The sequence below is a fragment of the Mesorhizobium sp. M9A.F.Ca.ET.002.03.1.2 genome (genome assembly GCF_003952365.1).
Classification (GTDB): Bacteria; Pseudomonadota; Alphaproteobacteria; order Rhizobiales; family Rhizobiaceae; genus Mesorhizobium.
The window spans coordinates 4,592,826-4,613,983 of record NZ_CP034443.1; the positions used below are offsets into that span (position 1 = coordinate 4,592,826).

Here is a 21,158-nt window from a genome sequence, read left to right on the forward strand (position 1 = left end):
GATTACTCGGCGGCACCCAGATATTCCGACAGTGGCGGGCAGGAGCAGACGAGGTTGCGGTCGCCGGCGACATTGTCGATGCGCGATACAGGCGGCCAGTATTTGGCTGCCGTGTCGGCATCGCCGGCGGGGTAGGCCGCTTCCAGGCGCGAGTAGGGGTGGGTCCACTGGCCGGCCAGTGCCTCGGCGGCGGTATGCGGCGCATTGACCAGCGGATTGTCTGCCAGCGGCCATTCGCCTTTCGCCACCTTGGCTGCCTCGCCCGATATCGCGATCATCGCCTCGCAGAAGCGATCGAGCTCCCGCTTGGGCTCGGACTCGGTCGGTTCGACCATCAGCGTGCCGGCCACCGGAAACGACATGGTCGGCGCATGGAAACCATAGTCGATCAGCCGCTTGGCGACGTCGTCGACGCTGATGCCGGCACTGTCCTTGAGCACGCGGGTGTCGAGGATGCATTCATGCGCGACACGTCCGTGCCTGCCCTGGTAGAGCACCGGGAAATGCGCTTCGAGCCGCGTCGCCACGTAGTTGGCGGAAATGATCGCCGTCTCGGTCGCCTGCTTCAGGCCCGAAGCGCCCATCATGCGGATATACATCCAGGTAATCGGCAGGATCGAAGCGCTGCCGAACGGTGCCGCCGACACGGCATGGCCCGAGCCTTCGTTGACGTGGCCGGGCAGATAGGGTTTCAGATGCGCCTTGACGCCGATCGGGCCGACGCCGGGACCGCCGCCGCCATGCGGGATGCAGAACGTCTTGTGCAGGTTCATGTGGCAGACATCGGCGCCGATGTCGCCGGGGCGGGCGAGACCGACCAGCGCATTGAGGTTGGCGCCGTCGAAATAGACCTGGCCGCCATGCTCATGGATGAGGGTGCAGAGGTCGCGCGCGCCTTCCTCGAAGACGCCGTGCGTAGAGGGATAGGTGAACATCAAGGCCGCGAGGTCTTGCGCGTGCTCGGCCGCCTTGGCCTTCAGATCGTTGATGTCGATGTTGCCGTCCTCGGTGCAGCGCACGACGACGACGCTCATGCCGGCCATCGCCGCACTCGCCGGATTGGTGCCATGCGCGGAAGACGGGATCAGGCAGACGGTGCGGTGGCCTTCGCCGCGCGAGCGATGATAGCCGCGAATGGCGAGCAGCCCGGCATATTCGCCCTGGCTGCCGGCATTGGGCTGCAGGGTCACTGCGTCGAAGCCGGTGATCTCCGCCAGCCAGCCTTCCAGCTCGTCGATCATGGCGCGGTAGCCGATCGAATGGCTGGCCGGCGCGAAGGGATGCAGGTTGGCGACATCAGGCCAGCTTACCGGCATCATCTCGGCGACGGCGTTGAGCTTCATGGTGCAGGAGCCGAGCGGGATCATGGCACGGTCGAGCGCCAGGTCCTTGTCGGCCAGCCGGCGCAGGAAGCGCATCATGTCGGTTTCCGAGCGGTTTTCGTGGAAGACGGGCTGCGTGAGAAACGCCTTGCCGCGCGACTGTCCGGGCATGGTGCCGCCGGCAGCGGCCCCCGCCTTGGCGCCGAACAGCGCCGCAATGGCTTCCAGATCGGCATTGGTGGAGGTCTCGTCGAAGCTGACGCCGATATGGTCGGCGTCGATCAGGCGCAGCAGCCGGCCGGTCTTTTCGGCGGCGGCGGCGATCGCGCTGGCTTTGCCCCTCACTTCCACCGTTACCGTGTCGAAGCGGCTTGCGCCAAGCACCGAAACGCCCGAAGCCTTGAGGCCGGCTCCCAGGCGGTTGGCCAGCGTGTGGATGCGTTCCGCAATCGCCTGCAGGCCGGCAGGGCCATGCCAGATCGCGTAGGCCGTCGCCATGTTGGCCAGCAGCGCCTGCGCGGTGCAGATGTTGGAGGTCGCCTTGTCGCGGCGGATATGCTGTTCGCGCGTCTGCAGGGCGAGGCGGTAGCCAGGGCGGCCCTTGCTGTCGGTGGACTGGCCGACAAGGCGGCCGGGCATCAGCCGCGTCAGCCTGTCCGAAACCGCGCAATAGGCGGCGTGCGGCCCGCCAAAGCCCATCGGCACGCCGAAGCGCTGCATCGAACCGACGGCGATGTCGGCGCCAAGCTTTGCCGGCGTGTCGGTCAGCGTCAGGCCAAGCGGATCGGCAATGAAGACGACGAGTGCACCGGTGGCGCGGGCTTTCTCGATTGCCGCCCTGTGGTCGCCGTAGACACCGAACGTATCGGGCCAGGAGACGAGCAAGGCGGCGGTGTTGTCGTCGATCGTCTCGCCGTCGACCTCGGTGCCGAGCGGCTCGGCACGGGTGCGCACGACGTCGAGCGTCTGCGGATGCGGCGTGCCGGCCAGCGCCACCTTGGTCCGCTTGTCGCGATGATGGCGTAACGCAATGCCGACCGCCTCAGCCACCGCCGTCGCTTCGTCGAGCAGCGAGGCCGACGCCACCGGCAGGCCGGTCAGCTCAGTGACCAGGGTCTGGAAATTGAACAGCATTTCGAGCCGGCCCTGGCTGATCTCGGCCTGGTAGGGCGTGTAGGCCGTGTACCAGGCGGGGTTCTCGAACAGGTTGCGCTGGATGACCGGCGGCACGTGGACGCCGTGGTAGCCGGCGCCGATGAAGCTCTTCAGCACCGTGTTTTTCGCCATTGTCGCTGAAAGCTCGGCCAGCGCCTCCGCTTCGCTTGCCGGGGCCGGCAAGGCCAGCGGCCGGTCGAGCCGGATCGATTTCGGCACCGCCTGGCTGATCAGCGTCTCGACCGAGGGAACGCCGATCGTCGCCAGCATGGCTCTGACATCGTTGGTGCCCGGGCCGATGTGGCGGGCCGAGAAGGGGTAGGGTGCTGCGGTCATCTTCCTGGTCCTGCTATCAACCGATATGGGCTTTGTAGGCGGCCTCATCCAGAAGGCCTTCGAGCTGACTTTCATCGGCCAGCTTCATCTTCCACAGCCAGCCGTCGCCGGTTGCCGCCGAATTGACCAAAGACGGGTCCGATGAGAGCGAGGTGTTGGCCTCTGTGATCTCGCCGTCGACCGGTGCATAGACGTCCGATGCCGCCTTGACGGATTCGACCACGACGGCCGTATCGCCCTTGGCCAGCTTTCTCCCAAGCTCCGGCAATTCGACGAAAACGAGATCGCCGAGCTGCTCCTGCGCGTAATTTGTGATGCCGACGGTGGCGATGCCGCCTTCGACGCGGAGCCATTCGTGGTCTTCGGTGAAATAGGTTTTTGCCATCGGGACTTATCCTTTGCGGTAGCGATGAGGTGTGAAGGGCAGGGGATCGATATCAATCGGGATTTTCGTCCCGCGCACATCGGCGAAAAGCCTGGCGCCGGGCTTGGCCAGCGCAGTCTGGACATAGCCCATGGCTACTGGATGGGCGGCCGAAGGGCCGAAGCCGCCGGAGGTGACGTGGCCGGCGGGATTGCCGTCGGCGTCGAAAAGGGCAGCACCGGCGCGCACCGGCTGGCGGCCTTCCGGCTTCAGGCCGACGCGTTTTTGCGCCGGGCCGCGCTCAATGATTGCGCGCAACGCATCGGCACCGATGAACGGCCCGGTGGCGCGGATGTCCTTGGGGACGGCCCACATCAGCCCGGCGCTAGCCGGGTCGATCTCAGGCGTGATGTCCAGTCCGTGCAGGCATAGCCCTGCTTCGAGCCGCAGGCTGTCGCGGGCGGCCAGCCCCACCCACATCACGCGCTCGTCCTCGAGCAGTCTGGCGACGAGATCGCGCGCGTCCGTTTCCGGCAGGCCGATCTCGAAACCGTCTTCACCGGTATAGCCCGACCGGCTCATGAACCAGTTCGCGCGGGGCTCAAAGCCATGCATGAACAAAAGCGACCCGGTTTCGATGCCGGCGCGGGACAGGGCGGCCCAGGCTTCGGGTCCCTGGATCGCCAGGAAGACGCGGTCGAGTGCGTCAACCTTTGCGTCGAAATCCCCAGCCAGCGCGCGCAGGTGCTTTTCGTCGGCTTCGGCATTGCCGGCATTGGCGACGACCATAAAGCGCTCGCGGCCAAGCCTGGTGACGATCAGATCGTCGGTGATGCCGGCGGCTTCGTTGAGAAAGAACGTGTATTTGGACTGGGAAATCTCGAGCGCGCCTGCGTCCAACGGACAGGCGCGATCGAGCAGCGCCACCGCGCCCGGGCCGCTGATCTCGAACAGCTTCATGTGCGAGATGTCGAACAGGCCGGCGTGTTCGCGGGTATGAAGGTGCTCCTTCATCACGCCGGCCGGATAGGTCAGCGGCATCGACCAGCCGGCGAACGCGCCAAAGCGCGCACCGGCTGCCACGTGCAGATCTTCGAGGGGCAGGTGTTTGGTGTCGTCGCCCGTCATGTCATCTCCAGAGTCGCACGCAATCGGCCGCGAATGGCGGCCAGTCCGTGCCCCTCTGTCTGAAGCCTGAGAGACTCGCGCCCCGTAACTCTGTCGGCAGCGCTTACACCTTCGGCGCGGGGCGAAAAAACCCCGACTTTCCAGAGTGTCTTTCCCGTCTACGGTTCTTTTGCCTGAGAGATTTCGGGCGATTTCCCCTTCGGCGGCAGCTCTCGCTGCTCTCTCCCGCAAACAGGTAGGGCTCGCAAAAGCCCTCGACTCGCCATCCATAGCCTGTAGGCGACACCTTGTCACCTACCTGCGGCGGCCTTACCGACAAGTCTTCGCTGGCGACCTCGCTGTTTGCTGGTTCTCAAGGCACTGCTGATATAGGGGACCGATATTCCGGATGAACCCGGCCCTGCGCAGCGATGGCGAAGATTACAGCGACGACAGCGACAGTTGAGCGTCTCGGTCAGATGCCGCCGTACCAGTCGTAGCCATTGTCCTCCCAGTAGCCGCCCTTGCCGCCGCCGACAGTGGCGAAACCGTCGACCAGTTCGATCCTGTGGAGATATTTCGGCATCTTGTAGCCGATCTGGCGTTCGACGCGGACACGCAACGGCGCGCCGTTCTCGACGGGCAGCGGCTTGCCGTTCACGCCATAGGCAAGGATCGTTTGCGGATGACGGGCATCGATCAGGTCGATCGAGCCGTAATATTTGATGTCGCCGGACAGGCTGCGGTCGATCGTGTCGAGGCAATGGAACATCACGTAGCGCGCCTGCGGCTTGACCACCGCCTGATCAAGCACCAGCGACAGCGGCGTCCCGGTCCATTTGGCGATGCAGCTCCAGCCTTCGACGCAGTCGTGGCGGGTGATCTGGGTACGGCTTGGCATGTTCATCAGCTGCTCGCGGGTCAGCGACAGCGGCTTTTCGACAAGGCCGGAAACCTCGAGCCGCCAGTCGGCGAAATTGTTGGCGAGCAGGCCCTTGTAGACATCGTCGTCCGGCGCGGTGACGCCGTTCGGCCGCTGCGGCTGGCGGATGTCGGCCTCGGTGAATTCCGGCGCCAGCGAATCGCCGGCGAGCAGGCGTTGCGCGCGCCATGTCAGGCCGTTGGCGCCTTCGAGGAAACTGCGCAGGCCGTCGCCGACGCCAAGCTGGCTGTCGAAGGCATCGCAACCCGACAGCATGATGCCGGAGACGCCGAGGCTGGCCGAGGTCAGGAATTTCCTTCGGCTTATCTGTAGTTTGGGGCTGATCATAAACTTCGCCATCTCACGCACTCCTCTCGGGCGTTTTGCCGTCATGCGCCGGCGGATCGGTCCGGTACCAGCCGGTGATGATGGAACGCAGCTCGTTGATCGGGCCGGCGGCGAAGATCATCAGCATATGGATGATGAAGAAGACGATGAGCAGCAGCATCACGATGAAATGGATCGTCCGCGCCGTCTGCCGGCCACCGAGCAGGTCGTTGAGGAATGGCAGCGCCGCGTTCATGCTCGGCGACATGGCAAGGCCGGTGATGATCATCAGCGGCAAAAGCACGAACATCACGCCGCCATAGGCCATCTTCTGCAGCGTGTTGTACTCGCGCGCGTGGTGGAACTTCAGCTTGGCATGATCGACGATGTCTCGCGGCAAGCGCCTGAAATCGTCGATGCGCGGGGCAAGATCGCGTCGCAGATGACCGTTGATCAGGCTGGCGACCAGCCAGACGACCAGTGTCGTGGTCAGTATCCAGGCGAAGAAGAAATGGACGACGCGGGCGGTGCCGAGGTCGTAATAGGAAGGGATCGTCGCCCAGGACGGGAAGGCGCGAGACCTCTCCTGGCCCGCCGGCCCGGACCAACCCAGCACACCGGTCGTGTCGAAGCGCTTGCCGAAGATCTCGGTGTAGCCGCGCGGACCGTGTGCGGTGTTCTCGGCGCCGATGGCGAAGACGGTATTGTTATATGCGAATCCCGACTCCTTGCCGATATAGAGCTGGGGGCGGGCGTTGAATATCTGCAGGCCGGAAAGCAGCATGAAGAACAGCGAGATGGCCCAGAGCCAATGCGTCAGCCGCGTCCAGCGCGACTGCCGGTAGATCAGCGTCGCATCCTTCAGAGGGGCAGCGTCCACCTCGGCGGCGGATTGGCTTCTGGCAACCGATTCCATTTCTTTGCGTCCTTCCGGCCGCTCAGTCGGCCTTTGCGATCGTTCTCCTCCCAATACGTTGCCAGCCAAAGCGATGTTTCATGCAATCACGTATTTATTACTGGCACGGAATTATTACAGGCTGGCCGGTACTACTGGCTTCCAAGACTGACGGCGAGGTTGACCGCGGCGGCGACGATCACTGTATTGAAAAAGAACGACACGATCGAATGCAAAAGCACGATGCGGCGCATTTGCGTGGTCGAGACGTCGGTATCTGACGTCTGCGAGGTCATGCCGACGGTGGTCGAGAAGTAGAGGAAGTCCCAGCCGTCCGGCTGCTCCTTACCGGTAAACACGAGGCCGCCGACGGGCTTTTTCTGCTTCGACTTGCTGCCGGAGTCGGTCTCTTCATCGTCCATCCAGTAGACATGCGCGTAGTGCAGCGCCGTCATGGCGTGGATGGTGAACCAGCCGAGTGGGATCGACAGCAGCGCGAAGGTGAGTTCGACGGGATGCGGGCTGCCCCCTCGATTGATCAACTGGAACAGCGAGATGATAGCAACGGCGACGACAATCAGGGTCACGGCAAAGATGACCAGCACCGGCTGGTCGGTGGCGCGGGCATTCTTGCTCAGATAGCGGCCGGTGAGCAGCGGCATCTGGGCGATGACGAGGGCTGTGTAGGTGGCGAAGAACGCATTGGCGCCGATCGAATAGACGAGCGGAGCGCGCAAGACCAGCGCGATCGCCAGTGCCACCACACCGACGCAGGCCGAGACCGCGAATTGCATATGGCGGTGCAATGGTGTTTTCAGGGGTGTATCGGTCGTCATGGCCCGGCCTCTGACGGCGGTCCGTCTTCTACGGTGCCGAGCGTCCTTTCGGACGCGAAAGGACACTGTAGCACTTTTGAAGTCTGCGCATGATCCTTTCCGAGCCGAAGGTGGCGAAGTAAAAATCGATTCCGATTTGCGGCGTGCGTTGAAGCGCGTCGCGTCTGAAGGGATTCATGCGACGCGCTTTAGGTTTTTGTTTTTATGCATGTCGTTATCCCAAAACCGCTGCGCACTTTTGGACGACATGCATTAGAAAACGCCGCCGATCCCAATGCCGCCGCTGATGTCGGGCGGAGGTGCGGCCGGACGCGAGGATTGCTGCTGCGACCGTGCGGCTTTTCGGTTGGCCGCCTTCTTGCGCGTCGGAGCCGCCTCCGATGCCACCTTCGCCGGCTTGATCTTCCGCACGACGACCGGATCCTTGCAAACCCGCCCGGAGCGCAGGAAAAGGTCACTCAGAAGTTCAACCGTAGGCTCGGTCGCGGATGCGGTTTTCGCGGTGTTTTTGTAGTAATTGGTGAGCGCGCGCACGGAGCCCTTGCCCCAACTTCCGTCCACCGTCATCCGATAGCAGCCCAAACGTCGCAATTCGGTCTGGATGCTGCGCGCGAGATCGGTCGCTTTTTGGGAATCCGTTTCGGTCGCCGAAGTACCGACGATCAGCGTTTCAAGTCCGGAGACGACGCTCTGCCTGGCCCCCTCGAGGCTGGCGACCTGCGTGCCGGCGGGCTTGGCCGCAGCGTCGGGTAAGGGCGAAACCTCGACCGAACGCAATGTCTGGCCAACGATCAGAACGGCTGTCTGCAGGTCGTTGGAAGCGAGCTCGACCTTCAGCTTCTCCTTGGCGGCAGGATCGGCCAGGATGCGCGACAGGCTGGCGCTGAGCTGGGCCGGATCGAGCACTTGCTGCTCGGTGAAGTAAAACTGCTCGCGAAGGTTCGACTGATCCCACGGAACCTGACGCCCGATGGTGATTGCCTCGGTCTCGTTGCGCACGCGGATCATCATGTCCGAAATGCTGAGCCCGGGAATCTCGGCGTTCTTCAACAATGCCGTGGTGAAGGGGCTGTTGTCTCCCGAGCCGTCGACAGCGACGTTGCCGGGCTGCGTTGCAAAGGCAATGAATGTGTTTTCACCCACTTCGATCTGTGCGAGGCCGTCCATGGCGCTGGGGCCTTTGCCCATCGGGTTGTTACGACAGGCGTCAAGAAACACGAAGGTCTGCCTTTCACGGTTGGCAAATCTCGAAATCACATCGTTGAGCTTGACCGCGCCCGCGATCAACTCCTGCAGGTTCTCGGCGTTGGGCGTATCGACCGGCAGAAGATAGTTCTCGCCCCCGAGTTGCACGCCGTGGCCAGCGTAGAAGATGAGGACGGCGCTGGCGTCCGCCAACTTGCCCTCGGCTTGTTTGAAAAGCTCGGTGAACCCGTCGGACGACAGGTTGGTTGCCGTCAGCACATCGAATTTCAGCCTCTTCAGGCTTTCAGAAAATCTGGTGGCGTCGTTTGCAGCATTGGCCAGCTGCGGGAGGCGGGCGCTCCGGTAGTCGGAGTTGCCGATGACGATCGCGAGCCGCTTGCCTGGCTGTAGCGACTGGCCTTCCTCGACCGCGGCCTGAACGCCGAGGGATCCGAAAAGTGAAACCAGCAGGACCGCAGCAATGCGCAGGAGGAGACGGTAGCTCATGGCAAGGGCTCGTTTCGGCGCGTGATATCTTCAAGTCGCCGAAGTGTCCGCCCGACTGACGCCGTTCCGCTGATGCGCCGGAACTCGTTTCTCCGAAGACCATCGCAATTTCTACACCAGAACCCATGTCAAAGGAAGCGTAAGGGCGCGACCCGCCTTCGGTCCGGGCGAGCTCGGTTTCCCTGGAGATGCCGTGGGGTCCAGCCGGATGGTAGCCGCCGCAACCATTTCAGTCCGTCGGAAGCCAGCGGTCCACACGAAATCATATCCACGCCAGAGATAATTTGTTATGCTCCTACCAACGCTGGCTTAGTGTTGCACCCGCATCTACTGCAGTCAGTGATGTTTTTTCATAGTTCAACTGCGCATTGCATGTCCTGATATTTAAGCCAGACGACAAAAGTAGCAGGGGAAGGGGACAATGAAAGGCAAGGGTTGGCGTTTGCGCCTGTGCGCGAGCTCAATTTCGATTGGTGCTGCATTGGTTTTCCTGCCTTCGAAGGCAAACGCCTGTATCGAAGACAGTGAGGGCAGCTTTCTGCTGACGGACTGCTATGTCGGCGTGACCGTCAATAGCGCGATTGTCGACACGTCCCTGGATGCGCTTCTCAAATTGTCCGACGACATCATCCAGGCGGATGTCGCAGCTCCGCCGGCGGCCCAGTCTTCGCCGTTCGGCGTTTTCGCTTCCGGCCAGTTGGCCCACACGGAGCATGACGGCTTTACCGTTTCGGACGATTTCGACGTCTTTGACGGACCGAGTTTCGACGTCGACGAATTCTCCGCTGCCGTTAGTGTCGACTTCAATGCGGCGAAGCATTTCGGGTTCGACAGCGAGCACGGATTGAATCTGGGGCTGTTCGGCGGTTATGCCTCGGCTGACGTCGATGTCGACGTTTTTGGTGTCGGTGACGCGACCAACAAAAGCGGCATGTTCGGCGGCTATGGGCTTTATCGTAAAGGCACCAGCTATGCTCTTGTGGCCGCCTCGGCGTTCCTGGGCAACACGGACGTCAAGGGAAATGACGGCAGCTACGACACGCAAGGCTACGCGATAACAGGGTCGATCGGCCGCATCTTCAACTTGACCGATCGCATGCGTTTCGACCTTCGTGGCGGGCTCTTGGGCGTTACCTTTACCGGCGACGCATACACGGACGACGCCGGCACTGAATTTGGAAAGAGCCGTTTATCGTTTGGTGCGATCAAGTTCGACCCTGGGGTTTACGCGGATTACCAGCTCGGAAACGGCATGGTCATCAGCCCCTATGCGCGCGCGGATCTGCAGCAGCGTTTCGGCTATTCGAACACGGCAAGCGTTTCTGGCCTGAAGAGCGATTTCGAGGATGCGGACTTTTCGGTGGCGCTGTCCTCCGGCCTCAATCTGAAGATGTCTTCATCGACAACCGTCAGCACTGAAATTCGCGGCAAATGGTCCGAGGACAGTTCAACCGTCAGCGGCAAGCTGGGCCTCAAGGTCGCGTTCTAAGGTGTGATGGATTTCAATGCACGCCGCAAGATGCGGTCGAGCTCGCCGAGAAACCGCGAGCGGTCCTGCCGCGCGAAACTGGCATTGTAGCCCTTGCTTTCGCCGGTCTCGCGCAGATGCTGCTTGAGATCGCGCATCGCCACCGCCATGCCGATGGTTTCCGGCGTGAACGGGCGTCCGGTCGGCCCAAGCACATGGGCACCGAGCGCCACCGCGCGGGCGGCAAGCGGGATGTCTGATGTCACCACGACGTCGTTGGGCTTGGCATTGTCGACGATCCAGTCGTCAGCCGCGTCGGCGCCCTTGGACACGACGACGTTGCGGATCATCGGATCGCGCGACGGGCGCAGGCCGCCATTGGAGACGAAGGTGACGACGACGCCGTGACGCTCGGCGACCTTTTCGACCTCGGCCTTCACCGGACAGGCGTCGGCATCGACGTAAATCTGTAGGCGGCTTCGTTCTTGGCTGATCCCAGTCGTCATGCCGCCTCGATATCGATGACCACTTCACTTTCCATGAGGTGCACTTTTAGCAAGCGATGCACCTCGGTCAGGCTCTTCTTCAAAAACGTATCGCGAACGAGGAAGATGATTTCATCTCTCGCACGATCGATCTCTCCCAAATCGATCTCAACACGATTGTTCGCTCTATAGCTACGCCACAGGTCCTCGCCAAAATTCTGTATTCGATGGATTGTCGATTTTTCCCAGTCGATGAACCGTATGCGAACACGAGTTTGGACCTCTTTCACCTTAGTAAACCACCACGCTCCTGATGCTCTTGCCCTCATGCATCAGGTCAAAACCCTTGTTGATGTCCTCCAGCTTCAGCGTGTGGGTGATCATCGGGTCGATCTCGATCTTGCCGTCCATGTACCAGTCGACGATCTTCGGCACGTCGGTGCGGCCGCGCGCGCCGCCGAAGGCGGTGCCCATCCAGCTGCGGCCGGTGACCAGCTGGAACGGCCGCGTCGAGATCTCCTGGCCGGCGCCGGCGACGCCGATGACGACCGACTTGCCCCAGCCGCGGTGCGATGCTTCAAGGGCCTGCCGCATCACCTTGGTGTTGCCCGTGCAGTCGAACGTATAGTCGGCGCCGCCGATCTGGTCGGCGCCGCGCTTGGTCATGTTGACGAGATGGGGCACGATATCGCCGTCGATCTCCTTCGGATTGACGAAATGCGTCATGCCGAATTTCTCGCCCCATTCCTTCTTGTCGTTGTTCAGGTCGACGCCGATGATCATGTCGGCGCCGGCAAGACGCAGCCCCTGGATGACGTTGAGGCCGATGCCGCCGAGGCCGAAGACGGCGGCCGTGGCGCCGATCTCGACCTTGGCCGTGTTGATCACCGCGCCGATGCCGGTGGTGACACCGCAGCCGATGTAGCAGATCTTGTCGAAGGGGGCGTCGGGATTGACCTTGGCCACCGCGATCTCGGGCAGCACGGTGAAGTTGGAGAAGGTCGAGCAGCCCATATAGTGGAAGATCTTGTCCTTGCCGATCGAGAAGCGCGACGAGCCGTCCGGCATCAGCCCTTGCCCCTGCGTGGCGCGGATCGCGGTGCACAGATTGGTCTTTCTCGACAGGCAGGACGGGCACTGCCGGCATTCCGGCGTGTAGAGCGGGATGACGTGGTCGCCCTTCTTGACCGAGGTGACGCCCTTGCCGACGTCGACGACGACGCCCGCACCCTCATGGCCGAGGATCGCCGGAAAGATGCCTTCGGGATCGGCGCCCGACAGCGTGAATTCGTCGGTGTGGCAGATGCCGGTCGCCTTGATCTCGACCAGCACCTCGCCCTCGCGCGGACCATCGAGGTCGACCTCCAGGATCTCCAGCGGCTTTCCGGCGGCAACAGCAACAGCGGCGCGGGTTTTCATCGGGCATCTCCTCTCAAGTCAAATCTGCAATCGGGGCCGAGCCTTAGCTTATCTGCAGGTTCTGGACTATGGGACGAATTGACAGTTCTTGGCCGGGTTTTCATCGGTATCGCCGATTTGCGCCCGGGATATGCGCCAACTTGCCTTGACCGGCCGGGCGAAGCCCATAAAAGAAAGGCAGCCGAGGGAACAAAACCCGCATGTTCACAAAAATCCTGATCGCCAATCGTGGCGAGATCGCCTGCCGCGTTATCAAGACGGCACGCAAGATGGGCATCGCCACCGTGGCCGTCTATTCCGACGCCGATCGCGACGCCGTGCATGTCGAGATGGCCGACGAGGCCGTGCATGTCGGGCCTTCGCCGGTCGCGCAGAGCTATCTGGTGCCGGAGAAGATCATCGCTGCCTGCAAGGCGACGGGTGCTGAAGCCGTGCATCCCGGTTACGGCTTTCTGTCGGAGCGCGCATCCTTCTGTGAGGCGCTGGAGAAGGAAGGCATCGTCTTCATCGGCCCAAAACCCAGAGCGATCGAGGCGATGGGCGACAAGATCGAATCGAAGAAATTCGCCAATTCAGCCAAGGTCAGCACGGTACCCGGCTGGCTCGGCGTCATCGAGAATGCCGATCATGCCGAGAAAATCGCCGGCGAGATCGGCTATCCCGTGATGATCAAGGCCTCGGCCGGAGGCGGCGGCAAGGGCATGCGCATCGCCTGGAGCAAGGCCGAGGTGCGCGACGGGTTCGACCGGGCGCGGTCGGAGGCCAAGAGCTCGTTCGGCGACGACCGCGTCTTCATCGAGAAATTCGTGGTCGACCCGCGCCATATCGAGATCCAGGTGCTGGCCGACGCGCATGGCAACGCGCTTTATCTCGGCGAGCGCGAATGCTCGATCCAGCGCCGCAACCAGAAGGTCGTCGAGGAGGCGCCTTCACCCTTCCTCGACGCGAGGACCCGGAAAGCCATGGGCGAGCAGTCGGTGGCGCTGGCCAGGGCGGTCGACTACCAGAGCGCCGGCACCGTGGAGTTCATCGTCGATAGCGAAAAGAACTTCTATTTCCTTGAAATGAATACGCGATTGCAGGTCGAGCACCCGGTGACCGAGCTCGTCACCGGCATCGATCTGGTCGAGCAGATGATCCGCATAGCTGCCGGCGAAAAGCTCGCCATCAAGCAAAGCGACGTCAAGCTGAACGGCTGGGCGGTGGAAAGCCGCCTCTACGCCGAGGATCCGTATCGCAATTTCCTGCCGTCGATCGGCCGGCTGACGAGATACCGGCCGCCGGAGGAGGGGCAGTTCGGCGACGTCGTCATCCGCAACGATACCGGCGTCACCGAGGGGTCGGAGATTTCGATGTTCTATGATCCGATGGTCGCCAAGCTGTGCACCTGGGCGCCGGCGCGGCTCGCGGCAATAGACGCCATGTCCGAGGCGCTCGACAGCTTCGTCGTCGACGGCATCGAGCACAACATACCCTTCCTGGCTGCGCTGATGCAGCATCCGCGCTGGCGAGAGGGGCTGATATCGACCGCTTTCATCGCTGAGCAATATCCGGACGGGTTCGCGCCGATCGTGCCCAACGGCGAGGAAAAGGCGGTGCTGGCATCGATCGCCACCGCTGTCGAATTGCTGCGCCGCGACCGGCTCGACCGGCTGGGCGGGCGGCTGGCGCCGCATTCGGGCGTGCTGAAGCGGGACTGGGTGGTGAAGATCGGCAAGGATTACCTTTCGGCCTCGATTTTCGAAGGCATGATCTCCATTCCGATGGAGCTCGATCTGTCGATCGACGGTGGCAAGGCGCTGACGGTGGCGTCGGACTGGCGGCCGGGCGATCTCATCTGGCGCGGCATGGTCGGCGGCCGCAGGGTCGCGGCGCAGATCAGGCCGGTGCCGAACGGGCTTCGCATCGCCTGGAAAGGCATGTCGGTGACGGCGCGTGCCATGCTGCCGCGCATCGCCGAGCTCGAACGGCTGATGCCGGAAAAAGTGGCGCCGGACACGTCGAAGATGCTGCTTTGCCCGATGCCCGGCCTCGTCGTGTCGATCGGCGTTGCCGAGGGACAGGAGGTCAAGGCCGGCGAGACGCTGGCGGTCGTCGAGGCGATGAAGATGGAAAACGTGCTGCGCGCCGAGCGCGATCTCACCGTGTCGAAACTCAACGCGAAGCCGGGCGATAGCCTCGCGGTCGATGCGGTGATCATGGAGTTTGCGTGAGGCTGAAAACAAAAAACCCACCTTGGCGGCGGGTCGTTGGCGCAAGTCAGCACCATGAATAAATTCCTAGCATAGCTGCCGTCACCTGTCAAGTTGAAACTACCGACAGTTGCAGGGCAATCGCTTCGGGTTTGCGCTGCCCCTTCCAGCGTTGGTGGTTAACGAAGGCCTGCTCGATCGGGTTGAGATCGGGGGAGTAGGGTGGCAGGTACCAGAGCCTAATTTAGCTTTTGTCGAAAGCGAAAGCCTGAGTTTCTCCCCTGAACCCGGGGTGCCTTTGCTGGACTCGCATCGTCCGGTGCGGGACAATACATCGTCATCGACCGAGTCCTTTCAAGCGGTGCTAAAAAACCATGGCGAATGAGGCACTTCCACGCGACCCCTTGCGGCGCGAGGCCTTTGTGAAGGCATCGCGGCCGGAAGCGCCGGCGCGACCGTTCATCCATCTGCGCGTGCATTCGGCCTATTCGCTGCTCGAAGGCGCCTTGCAGCTGGGCACGATCGTCGGCCATGCGGTCAAGGATGAGTCTCCGGCCATCGCCGTCACCGACACCAACAATCTGTTCGGCGCGCTCGAATTCGCGCAGAAGGCGGTGAAGGAGGGCATCCAGCCGATCATCGGCTGCCAGACCTCTCTCGCCTTTTCCGGTGAAGCCAGCGACAGCCAGCGCGACCGCCGGCGGCAAGGCCCGGAAATGCGGCCGGTGGTTTTGATCGCGGCGACTGAGGCCGGCTACAGCAATCTGGTCAGGCTGGTCAGCCGGGTCTATCTCGAAACGCCGCCCGGTGAGGCCGTGCATCTGACGACCGAGATGCTGCAAGGCCATTGCGACGGCCTGATCTGCCTCAGCGGTGGGCCGCGCGGCCCGATCGGCAACGCCTTGAAGGAGGACCGCCGCGATCTCGCCGAGACACGGCTTTTGACGCTCAAGGCGCTGTTCGGCGACCGGCTCTATGTCGAACTGGAACGGGTCGCCGGTTATGACCGGGCCATCGAGCAATCGTCCGTCGACCTCGCCTATAGCCATGACCTGCCGCTGGTCGCCACCAACGAGGCGTTTTTCTCCTCGCGCGACGACTATGAGGCGCATGACGCGCTGATTGCCATCGCCGAGGGTTCGGTCGTCGCCGCCGACAATCGGCGCCGGCTGTCGCCCGACAATTTCCTCAGAAGCCAGGCCGATATGGCTCAGCTGTTCGCCGACCTGCCGGAAGCGATCGACAACACCGTCGAGATCGCGCTGCGCTGCTCCTACTATCCCAAGACGCGCAACCCGATCCTGCCGCGCTTTGCCGGCGGCGATGTCGACGACGCCGGTGCAGCGGTGAAGGCGGAGGCGCAGGAACTGGCCAGACAGGCGCATGAGGGGCTGGAGGCGCGGCTCGCCGCGCACGGCCCGACCCCCGGCTACACGGTCGAAAAGTATCGCGAAAGGCTGGATTTCGAGCTCGGCATCATCGAGAAGATGAAATTCCCCGGCTATTTCCTGATCGTCGCCGACTTCATCAAATGGGCGAAGGCGCAAGGCATTCCGGTCGGGCCGGGCCGCGGCTCGGGCGCCGGCTCGCTGGTCGCGTATTCGACGACCATCACCGACATCGATCCGCTGCGCTTCTCGCTGCTGTTCGAGCGCTTCCTCAATCCCGACCGTGTGTCGATGCCCGACTTCGACATCGACTTCTGCCAGGACCGGCGCGAGGAGGTCATCCGCTACGTCCAACAGAAATACGGCCGCGACCAGGTCGGCCAGATCATCACCTTCGGCACGCTGCAGGCTCGCGCGGTGCTGCGCGATGTCGGCCGCGTGCTGCAGATGCCCTATGGCCAGGTCGACAAGCTCTCGAAGATGGTGCCGTCGAACCCGGCCAATCCGGTCAAGCTCGCCGACGCCATCGCCAACGAGCCGCGCTTTGCCGAGGAGGCCGAGCGCGAGCCGATCGTCCAGACGCTGCTCGACATGGCGCAGAAGCTGGAAGGGCTCTACCGCCACGCCTCGACACACGCCGCCGGCATCGTCATCGGCGACCGGCCGCTGTGGGAGCTGGTGCCGATGTACCGCGATCCGCGCTCGGACATGCCGGTCACCCAGTTCAACATGAAGTATGTCGAGCAGGCTGGGCTGGTGAAGTTCGACTTCCTCGGCCTGAAGACGCTGACGGTGCTGGAGACCGCGGTCAAGCTGATCCGCCGCCGCGGCATCGAGATCGATCTCGCCCACATTCCGCTAGACGACCCCGATACCTACGCCATGCTGTCGCGCGGCGAAGTGGTCGGCGTGTTCCAGGTGGAAAGTGCCGGCATGCGCAAGGCGCTGATCGGCATGCGCCCCGACTGCATCGAGGACATCATCGCGCTGGTCGCGCTTTACCGGCCGGGGCCGATGGAGAATATCCCGACCTACAACGCCAGAAAGCATGGCGAGGAGGAGATGGCGTCGATCCACCCGAAGATCGACCATCTGGTGAAGGAGACGCAAGGCGTCATCGTCTACCAAGAACAGGTGATGCAGATCGCGCAGGAGCTCTCCGGCTATTCGCTCGGCGAAGCCGACCTTTTGCGCCGCGCCATGGGCAAGAAGATCCGCGCCGAGATGGACAAGCAGCGCGAGCGCTTCGTCTCCGGCGCGGTCGAACGCGGCGTCGGCAAGCCGCAAGCCGACTTCATCTTCGACCTGCTGGCGAAGTTCGCCGACTACGGTTTCAACAAGTCGCATGCCGCAGCCTATGCGGTCGTCTCCTACCAGACGGCCTATCTGAAGGCGCATTATCCGGTCGAATTCCTGGCCGCGTCGATGACGCTCGACATGGGCAACACCGACAAGCTCGCCGATTTCCGCCAGGATGCGCTGCGCCTCGGCATCGATGTCGTGGCACCGTCGGTGATGACGAGTTTTCGCGCCTTCGAGGTCGGCGAGAACCGGATCTTCTATTCGCTGGCCGCGCTCAAGGGCGTCGGCGACGCGGCGGTCGAGCATATCGTCGCCAAGCGCGGCGAAAAGCCGTTCAAGAGCCTCGCCGATTTCTGCGAAAGGGTCGATCCGAAGATCGTCGGCAAGCGCGTCTTCGAAAGCCTGATCATGGCCGGCGCGCTTGACTGTTTCGGTCACGACCGCGCCGCGATGATGGCGGGCGTCGAGCGGATGATGGGGCTGGCGTCGCTGGCGCAGCAGAACGCAATGTCGGGCCAGCACGACATTTTCGGCGCCTCGCTCGGCGCGCAGTCGCAGGCGCTCAACCTGCCGGCCACCGATCCATGGCTTGCCGCCGACCGCCTGCACCGAGAATTCCAGGTGGTCGGCTTCTATCTCTCGGCCCATCCGCTGGACGAATACAAGGCGGCGTTGCAGAAGATGCGGGTGCAGAACTGGGGCGAGTTTTCGGCCGCCGTCAAGCGCGGTGCCGCCGCCGGGCGGCTTGCCGGCACCGTCACCACCAAGCAGGAGCGCAAGACGCGCACCGGCAACAAGATGGGCGTCGTGCAGTTCTCCGACACGTCGGGCCAGTATGAGGCGGTGCTGTTTTCCGAGGGGCTGGCGCAGTATCGCGACCTGCTCGAGCCTGGCCGTTCGGTGGTGATCACCGTTTCGGCCGAGGACAGGCCCGAAGGCGTCAACCTGCGCATCCAGACCGTGCAGTCGCTGGAGGACGAGGCAAGCCGCATCCAGAAGGCTCTGCGCATCTTTGTCCGGGACGATAGGCCGGCATCGGCGATTCAATCGCAGCTTACCCAGCGCGGCGACAGCCAGGTGAGCATTATCGTCATCAAGGAAGAGGCGCAGGGCGAGGTCGAGATCGAACTGCCCAACCGTTACCGCGTCTCGCCACAGATCGCGTCGGCCATGCGCGCGGTACCGGGCGTGGTGGAAGTGGAGCTTGTGTGACGCGCGGTTCCGTTTGTTTCGGCGGTGCTCCGCCACCCAGCGCCGGCATTGTCCGGTGACAATGCCGCTGGTATTGTGAGTTCGGCGGCCGGGTCTTTCGGCGGCCGGGGGAGTGCGTCATGGATGAGCGGACAGCCGCTGCCGAACTCCAGAAGTTGGTCAATGGGTTCCAGGTATCTCAGGCGATATGCGTCGCCGCCACGCTGGGCATCGCAGACCATCTCAAGGACGGAAAACGCACCAGCGACGAACTTGCCGCGTTGACCAATACCCATCCGCAGGCGCTCTACCGGCTGCTGCGCGCCCTTGCGTCGGTCGGCGTGTTCCATGAGGCCGAAGACCGGTTCTTCTCATTGACTCCGGTTGGCGGCGCGTTGCGATCCGATGTTCAGCATTCGGTCGCGCCTTGGGCGATTCTGGCCGGACGGCCCTATTTCCGTCAGGCATGGAGCGACCTGCTGCACAGTGTCAGCACCGGTGAAAACGCCTTTCGCCACGCTTACGGCAAGAGCGTTTGGGAGTACCGGGCGGAGCATCCGGAAGAGTCCGTCACCTTCGACCGGGCGATGACGGCCATGTCGCGTGGTGTCGCCGCCGCGGTGATCGCGGCTTATGACTTCCGGCCGTTTTCTGTCGTCATGGATGTCGCGGGCGGGCAGGGCGCGCTACTTGCCGAAATCCTCCGCCGCAATCCCGGCCAGCGCGGCATTCTTTTCGATCAGCCGCAGGTCGTGGCGAAGGCCGGCCCGGTCTTTGACGCTGCGGGCGTGGCCGATCGATGCGATGTCGTCGCCGGCGATTTCTTCGTCTCGGTGCCCGAGGGCGCCGATGCGATTGTGCTTAAGTGGATCCTGCATGACTGGGACGACGACACCAACATCCGGATCCTGAAAACCTGCCGCCGGGCAATGCGCCCAGAAGGCAAACTGCTGGTGCTTGAGAGCATTCTGGCGCCGCCCAACGAAGGCGCCAGTGCAAAATTCGGCGATCTGAACATGCTGGTCATGCCGGGCGGGCAGGAGCGCACGGCGGAAGAATTTAGGGGGCTGCTTGCGGGGTCGGATTTCCAGGTCGTGAATGTTATTGAAGCCGGACCTCGCATCAGCATCATCGAGGCGGAACCGGTCTGATTGCTTTGCGGGTCTGACCCGGCGAGGGCAATTGAAATGCAGGGCTACGACGCCGCCACTTCCGCTGGTTTGGTCGCTTTTTTCTGCAGATTGAGCAGATTGCCCATCAGGATCAGCAGGGCGCCACCGGCGGTGAAGGCGTCGATTTGTTCCTGATAGAGCAGCCAGCCGATCAGCGCCGACAGCGGCACGCGCAAAAAGTCCATCGGCGAGATGACGGTCGCGTCGGCATAGGCAAGCGCCCGGGCCATGCAGAAGTGCGACGACATGCCGGTGAAGGCGATCAGCAGGATCCACGGCCACAATTCGAGCGGCGGGTTGCGCCATACGTAGAGCGCGGGGACAAGGCCGAGCACCGACTGGATGACCAGCATCCAGAAGATGATGCGCACGACGCTGTCCGTGCGCGTCAGCGATTTGACCAGAACCACGGATATGCCGAAGCAGACCGCGGCGCCCAGCACGACAACATGTCCCGGATCGACGGAGCCGACGCCCGGACGCACGATGATCACCACGCCGATCAGCCCGAGCACGATGGCCGCAAGCCTTGGCCGGCTCAGTCTCTCGCCAAGAAAGCTGGCCGCCAGAATGGCGGTCCAGATCGGCGTCGTGAATTCGATGGAGATCAGCACGGCCAGCGGGATCAGCGTCAAGGCATAGAGCCACGCCCCCTGGCCGACAAAATGGACGACGTTGCGGGCGATATGGGCCACGGGGCGTTTGGTGCGCATCGCTGCAAAACCACCTGATATCATCACCAGCGGCAGGAGGATGAGAAGGCCGATCACCGAGCGCAGCTCAAGCACCTGGAAGACGTTGAGCTCGGCTGTCGTGGCGCGGCCGGCGACCGACATCGTCAGAAACGATGCGACCGACAGCGCCATCCAGAACGCGGCCTTGGAGATCGAGGGTGTCATGCGCGCTATGTCGCAAGCCGGGACTTTGATCGCAACCGCTAGTCGGCGCATTCGGCTAGGCCAGACGCGGCGCGTTGCAAAAGGGTCATGTTGAAGGCGGAACCTGCCGCGGCGGGAGGCGTTGATTCCCAGGGTTTGGCCGAACCGTGTTTCCGATCTCGACGAGGAGAGATTTGATGAAATCATTCGCGCGATTTGTACTTGCCGGCTGCCTGACGGCGGCGGCTGGCGCGGCTCATGCCGACGAGGCCGATTTTCTCCGCTCGTTCCAGGGGAATTTCGCCGGCAAGGGGACCGTCAAGGTAACCACCGAGGCGCCGACGGTGAATGTCTCCTGCCGTTTCAATTCCGACGCGACGTCGCGTTCATTGTCGCTGGACGGCAGCTGCCGCGGCCTTGTTGTGGTGACGCGTGCCATCAGCGCGGATCTGAAGTCCAGCGGGACGAAGTACAGTGGCACCTATGTCGGATCCCGCACCGGGCCGGCGCAGCTCAGCGGCAGCCGCTCGGGCAATGCCATCAATCTCGGCATCCGCTGGGCGAAGGAGGTCAACGGCGATCGCAAGGCGCAAATGACGGTCGAGAAGAACGGCGAGGACGGCATGCGGCTGACCGTTATCGACGTCGATCCGAAGACCGGCAAGAGCGTGACGACCAGCCGGATCGACCTGAGACGCATCTGAAGG

At 62.9% G+C, this 21,158-nt stretch carries 17 protein-coding genes and 1 riboswitch; of the genes, 5 read left to right on the forward strand and 12 right to left on the reverse strand.

Annotated elements, in window-relative coordinates:
* Positions 1-2: 2 nt before the first annotated feature.
* The 8 genes from gcvP to EJ066_RS32610 all read right to left on the reverse strand — a co-directional run bounded on the left by gcvP (position 3) and on the right by EJ066_RS32610 (position 9,776).
* Positions 3-2,813, reverse strand: coding sequence for an aminomethyl-transferring glycine dehydrogenase (gcvP, locus tag EJ066_RS22160; RefSeq protein ID WP_126041665.1), 2,811 nt, complete (start codon positions 2,811-2,813; stop codon positions 3-5).
* A gap of 16 nt (positions 2,814-2,829) precedes the next feature.
* Complete coding sequence (gcvH, locus tag EJ066_RS22165) at positions 2,830-3,198, reverse strand: glycine cleavage system protein GcvH (protein ID WP_126041667.1); 369 nt, start codon at positions 3,196-3,198, stop codon at positions 2,830-2,832.
* A gap of 6 nt (positions 3,199-3,204) precedes the next feature.
* Positions 3,205-4,305, reverse strand: coding sequence for a glycine cleavage system aminomethyltransferase GcvT (gene gcvT, locus EJ066_RS22170; RefSeq protein WP_126041669.1), 1,101 nt, complete (start codon positions 4,303-4,305; stop codon positions 3,205-3,207).
* Positions 4,306-4,456: 151 nt separating this feature from the next.
* Positions 4,457-4,543: riboswitch (glycine riboswitch) on the reverse strand.
* Positions 4,544-4,759: 216 nt separating this feature from the next.
* Positions 4,760-5,566: a molybdopterin-binding protein gene (locus EJ066_RS22175; protein WP_126041671.1), complete on the reverse strand. Its 807-nt coding sequence runs from the start codon at positions 5,564-5,566 to the stop codon at positions 4,760-4,762.
* Position 5,567: 1 nt separating this feature from the next.
* Positions 5,568-6,449: a cytochrome b/b6 domain-containing protein gene (locus EJ066_RS22180; protein ID WP_126041673.1), complete on the reverse strand. Its 882-nt coding sequence runs from the start codon at positions 6,447-6,449 to the stop codon at positions 5,568-5,570.
* Between the two features lie 131 nt (positions 6,450-6,580).
* Positions 6,581-7,264, reverse strand: coding sequence for a DUF1345 domain-containing protein (locus EJ066_RS22185; protein WP_126041675.1), 684 nt, complete (start codon positions 7,262-7,264; stop codon positions 6,581-6,583).
* 252 nt (positions 7,265-7,516) lie between these two features.
* Positions 7,517-8,956, reverse strand: coding sequence for a caspase family protein (locus EJ066_RS22190; protein ID WP_126041677.1), 1,440 nt, complete (start codon positions 8,954-8,956; stop codon positions 7,517-7,519).
* Between the two features lie 460 nt (positions 8,957-9,416).
* Positions 9,417-9,776 carry a hypothetical protein gene (locus tag EJ066_RS32610; RefSeq protein ID WP_348629262.1) on the reverse strand — a complete coding sequence of 120 codons (360 nt, stop codon included), beginning with the start codon at positions 9,774-9,776 and terminating at the stop codon, positions 9,417-9,419.
* A gap of 24 nt (positions 9,777-9,800) precedes the next feature.
* Here EJ066_RS32610 and EJ066_RS32615 point away from each other — a divergent pair, with 24 nt between their 5' ends.
* Entirely contained in the window at positions 9,801-10,445 is a 645-nt protein-coding gene (locus EJ066_RS32615; protein ID WP_348629263.1) for an autotransporter domain-containing protein, read from the forward strand.
* On the opposite strand, the gene EJ066_RS22200 is transcribed toward EJ066_RS32615, so the two are convergent.
* From EJ066_RS22200 to EJ066_RS22210, 3 genes are read right to left on the reverse strand one after another with little or no spacing between them, the layout of a single operon-like run.
* A complete protein-coding gene (locus EJ066_RS22200) occupies positions 10,442-10,930 on the reverse strand; it encodes a YaiI/YqxD family protein (RefSeq protein WP_126041681.1) in 489 nt (162 codons plus the stop codon). The two genes, EJ066_RS32615 and EJ066_RS22200, sit on opposite strands and share 4 nt — an antisense overlap.
* Positions 10,927-11,199 carry a hypothetical protein gene (locus tag EJ066_RS22205; RefSeq protein WP_126041683.1) on the reverse strand — a complete coding sequence of 91 codons (273 nt, stop codon included), beginning with the start codon at positions 11,197-11,199 and terminating at the stop codon, positions 10,927-10,929. Before EJ066_RS22205 ends, EJ066_RS22200 begins: the two co-directional genes overlap by 4 nt.
* A gap of 1 nt (position 11,200) precedes the next feature.
* Entirely contained in the window at positions 11,201-12,328 is a 1,128-nt protein-coding gene (locus EJ066_RS22210; protein WP_126041685.1) for an S-(hydroxymethyl)glutathione dehydrogenase/class III alcohol dehydrogenase, read from the reverse strand.
* A gap of 200 nt (positions 12,329-12,528) precedes the next feature.
* On the opposite strand from EJ066_RS22210, the gene EJ066_RS22215 reads away from it, so the two are divergent.
* The 3 genes from EJ066_RS22215 (at position 12,529) to EJ066_RS22230 (ending at position 19,552) form a co-directional block, all read left to right on the forward strand.
* The gene (locus tag EJ066_RS22215) at positions 12,529-14,541 is read left to right on the forward strand and encodes an acetyl/propionyl/methylcrotonyl-CoA carboxylase subunit alpha (RefSeq protein ID WP_126041687.1); all 2,013 of its coding nucleotides are present in this window, start codon (positions 12,529-12,531) and stop codon (positions 14,539-14,541) included.
* 353 nt (positions 14,542-14,894) lie between these two features.
* The gene (gene dnaE / locus EJ066_RS22225; protein ID WP_126041689.1) at positions 14,895-18,422 is read left to right on the forward strand and encodes a DNA polymerase III subunit alpha; all 3,528 of its coding nucleotides are present in this window, start codon (positions 14,895-14,897) and stop codon (positions 18,420-18,422) included.
* Positions 18,423-18,541: 119 nt separating this feature from the next.
* Positions 18,542-19,552, forward strand: coding sequence for a methyltransferase (locus EJ066_RS22230; protein WP_126041691.1), 1,011 nt, complete (start codon positions 18,542-18,544; stop codon positions 19,550-19,552).
* Between the two features lie 44 nt (positions 19,553-19,596).
* Here the strand turns inward: EJ066_RS22230 and EJ066_RS22235 are convergent, their stop codons facing one another.
* Positions 19,597-20,472 (reverse strand): DMT family transporter, encoded by an 876-nt coding sequence (locus tag EJ066_RS22235; protein WP_126041693.1) that lies wholly within the window; start codon positions 20,470-20,472, stop codon positions 19,597-19,599.
* 176 nt (positions 20,473-20,648) lie between these two features.
* Here EJ066_RS22235 and EJ066_RS22240 point away from each other — a divergent pair, with 176 nt between their 5' ends.
* On the forward strand, positions 20,649-21,155 hold the full coding sequence (locus EJ066_RS22240; RefSeq protein ID WP_126041695.1) for a hypothetical protein: 507 nt from the start codon (positions 20,649-20,651) through the stop codon (positions 21,153-21,155).
* Positions 21,156-21,158: the final 3 nt, after the last annotated feature.

What these genes read in the sequence shown, in the direction of transcription:
- EJ066_RS22200 (WP_126041681.1), bottom strand. Translation starts at nt 10,930, where the DNA reads ATGACGACTGGGATCAGCCAAGAACGAAGCCGCCTACAGATTTACGTC.
- EJ066_RS22230 (WP_126041691.1), top strand. Translation starts at nt 18,542, where the DNA reads ATGGATGAGCGGACAGCCGCTGCCGAACTCCAGAAGTTGGTCAATGGG.
- EJ066_RS22190 (WP_126041677.1), bottom strand. Translation starts at nt 8,956, where the DNA reads ATGAGCTACCGTCTCCTCCTGCGCATTGCTGCGGTCCTGCTGGTTTCA.
- EJ066_RS32610 (WP_348629262.1), bottom strand. Translation starts at nt 9,776, where the DNA reads ATGCTTCGCCGCATTGAAGTCGACACTAACGGCAGCGGAGAATTCGTC.
- EJ066_RS22175 (WP_126041671.1), bottom strand. Translation starts at nt 5,566, where the DNA reads ATGGCGAAGTTTATGATCAGCCCCAAACTACAGATAAGCCGAAGGAAA.
- dnaE (WP_126041689.1), top strand. Translation starts at nt 14,895, where the DNA reads ATGGCGAATGAGGCACTTCCACGCGACCCCTTGCGGCGCGAGGCCTTT.
- gcvH (WP_126041667.1), bottom strand. Translation starts at nt 3,198, where the DNA reads ATGGCAAAAACCTATTTCACCGAAGACCACGAATGGCTCCGCGTCGAA.
- gcvP (WP_126041665.1), bottom strand. Translation starts at nt 2,813, where the DNA reads ATGACCGCAGCACCCTACCCCTTCTCGGCCCGCCACATCGGCCCGGGC.
- EJ066_RS22215 (WP_126041687.1), top strand. Translation starts at nt 12,529, where the DNA reads ATGTTCACAAAAATCCTGATCGCCAATCGTGGCGAGATCGCCTGCCGC.
- EJ066_RS22180 (WP_126041673.1), bottom strand. Translation starts at nt 6,449, where the DNA reads ATGGAATCGGTTGCCAGAAGCCAATCCGCCGCCGAGGTGGACGCTGCC.
- gcvT (WP_126041669.1), bottom strand. Translation starts at nt 4,305, where the DNA reads ATGACGGGCGACGACACCAAACACCTGCCCCTCGAAGATCTGCACGTG.
- EJ066_RS22235 (WP_126041693.1), bottom strand. Translation starts at nt 20,472, where the DNA reads ATGACACCCTCGATCTCCAAGGCCGCGTTCTGGATGGCGCTGTCGGTC.
- EJ066_RS22210 (WP_126041685.1), bottom strand. Translation starts at nt 12,328, where the DNA reads ATGAAAACCCGCGCCGCTGTTGCTGTTGCCGCCGGAAAGCCGCTGGAG.
- EJ066_RS22185 (WP_126041675.1), bottom strand. Translation starts at nt 7,264, where the DNA reads ATGACGACCGATACACCCCTGAAAACACCATTGCACCGCCATATGCAA.
- EJ066_RS22240 (WP_126041695.1), top strand. Translation starts at nt 20,649, where the DNA reads ATGAAATCATTCGCGCGATTTGTACTTGCCGGCTGCCTGACGGCGGCG.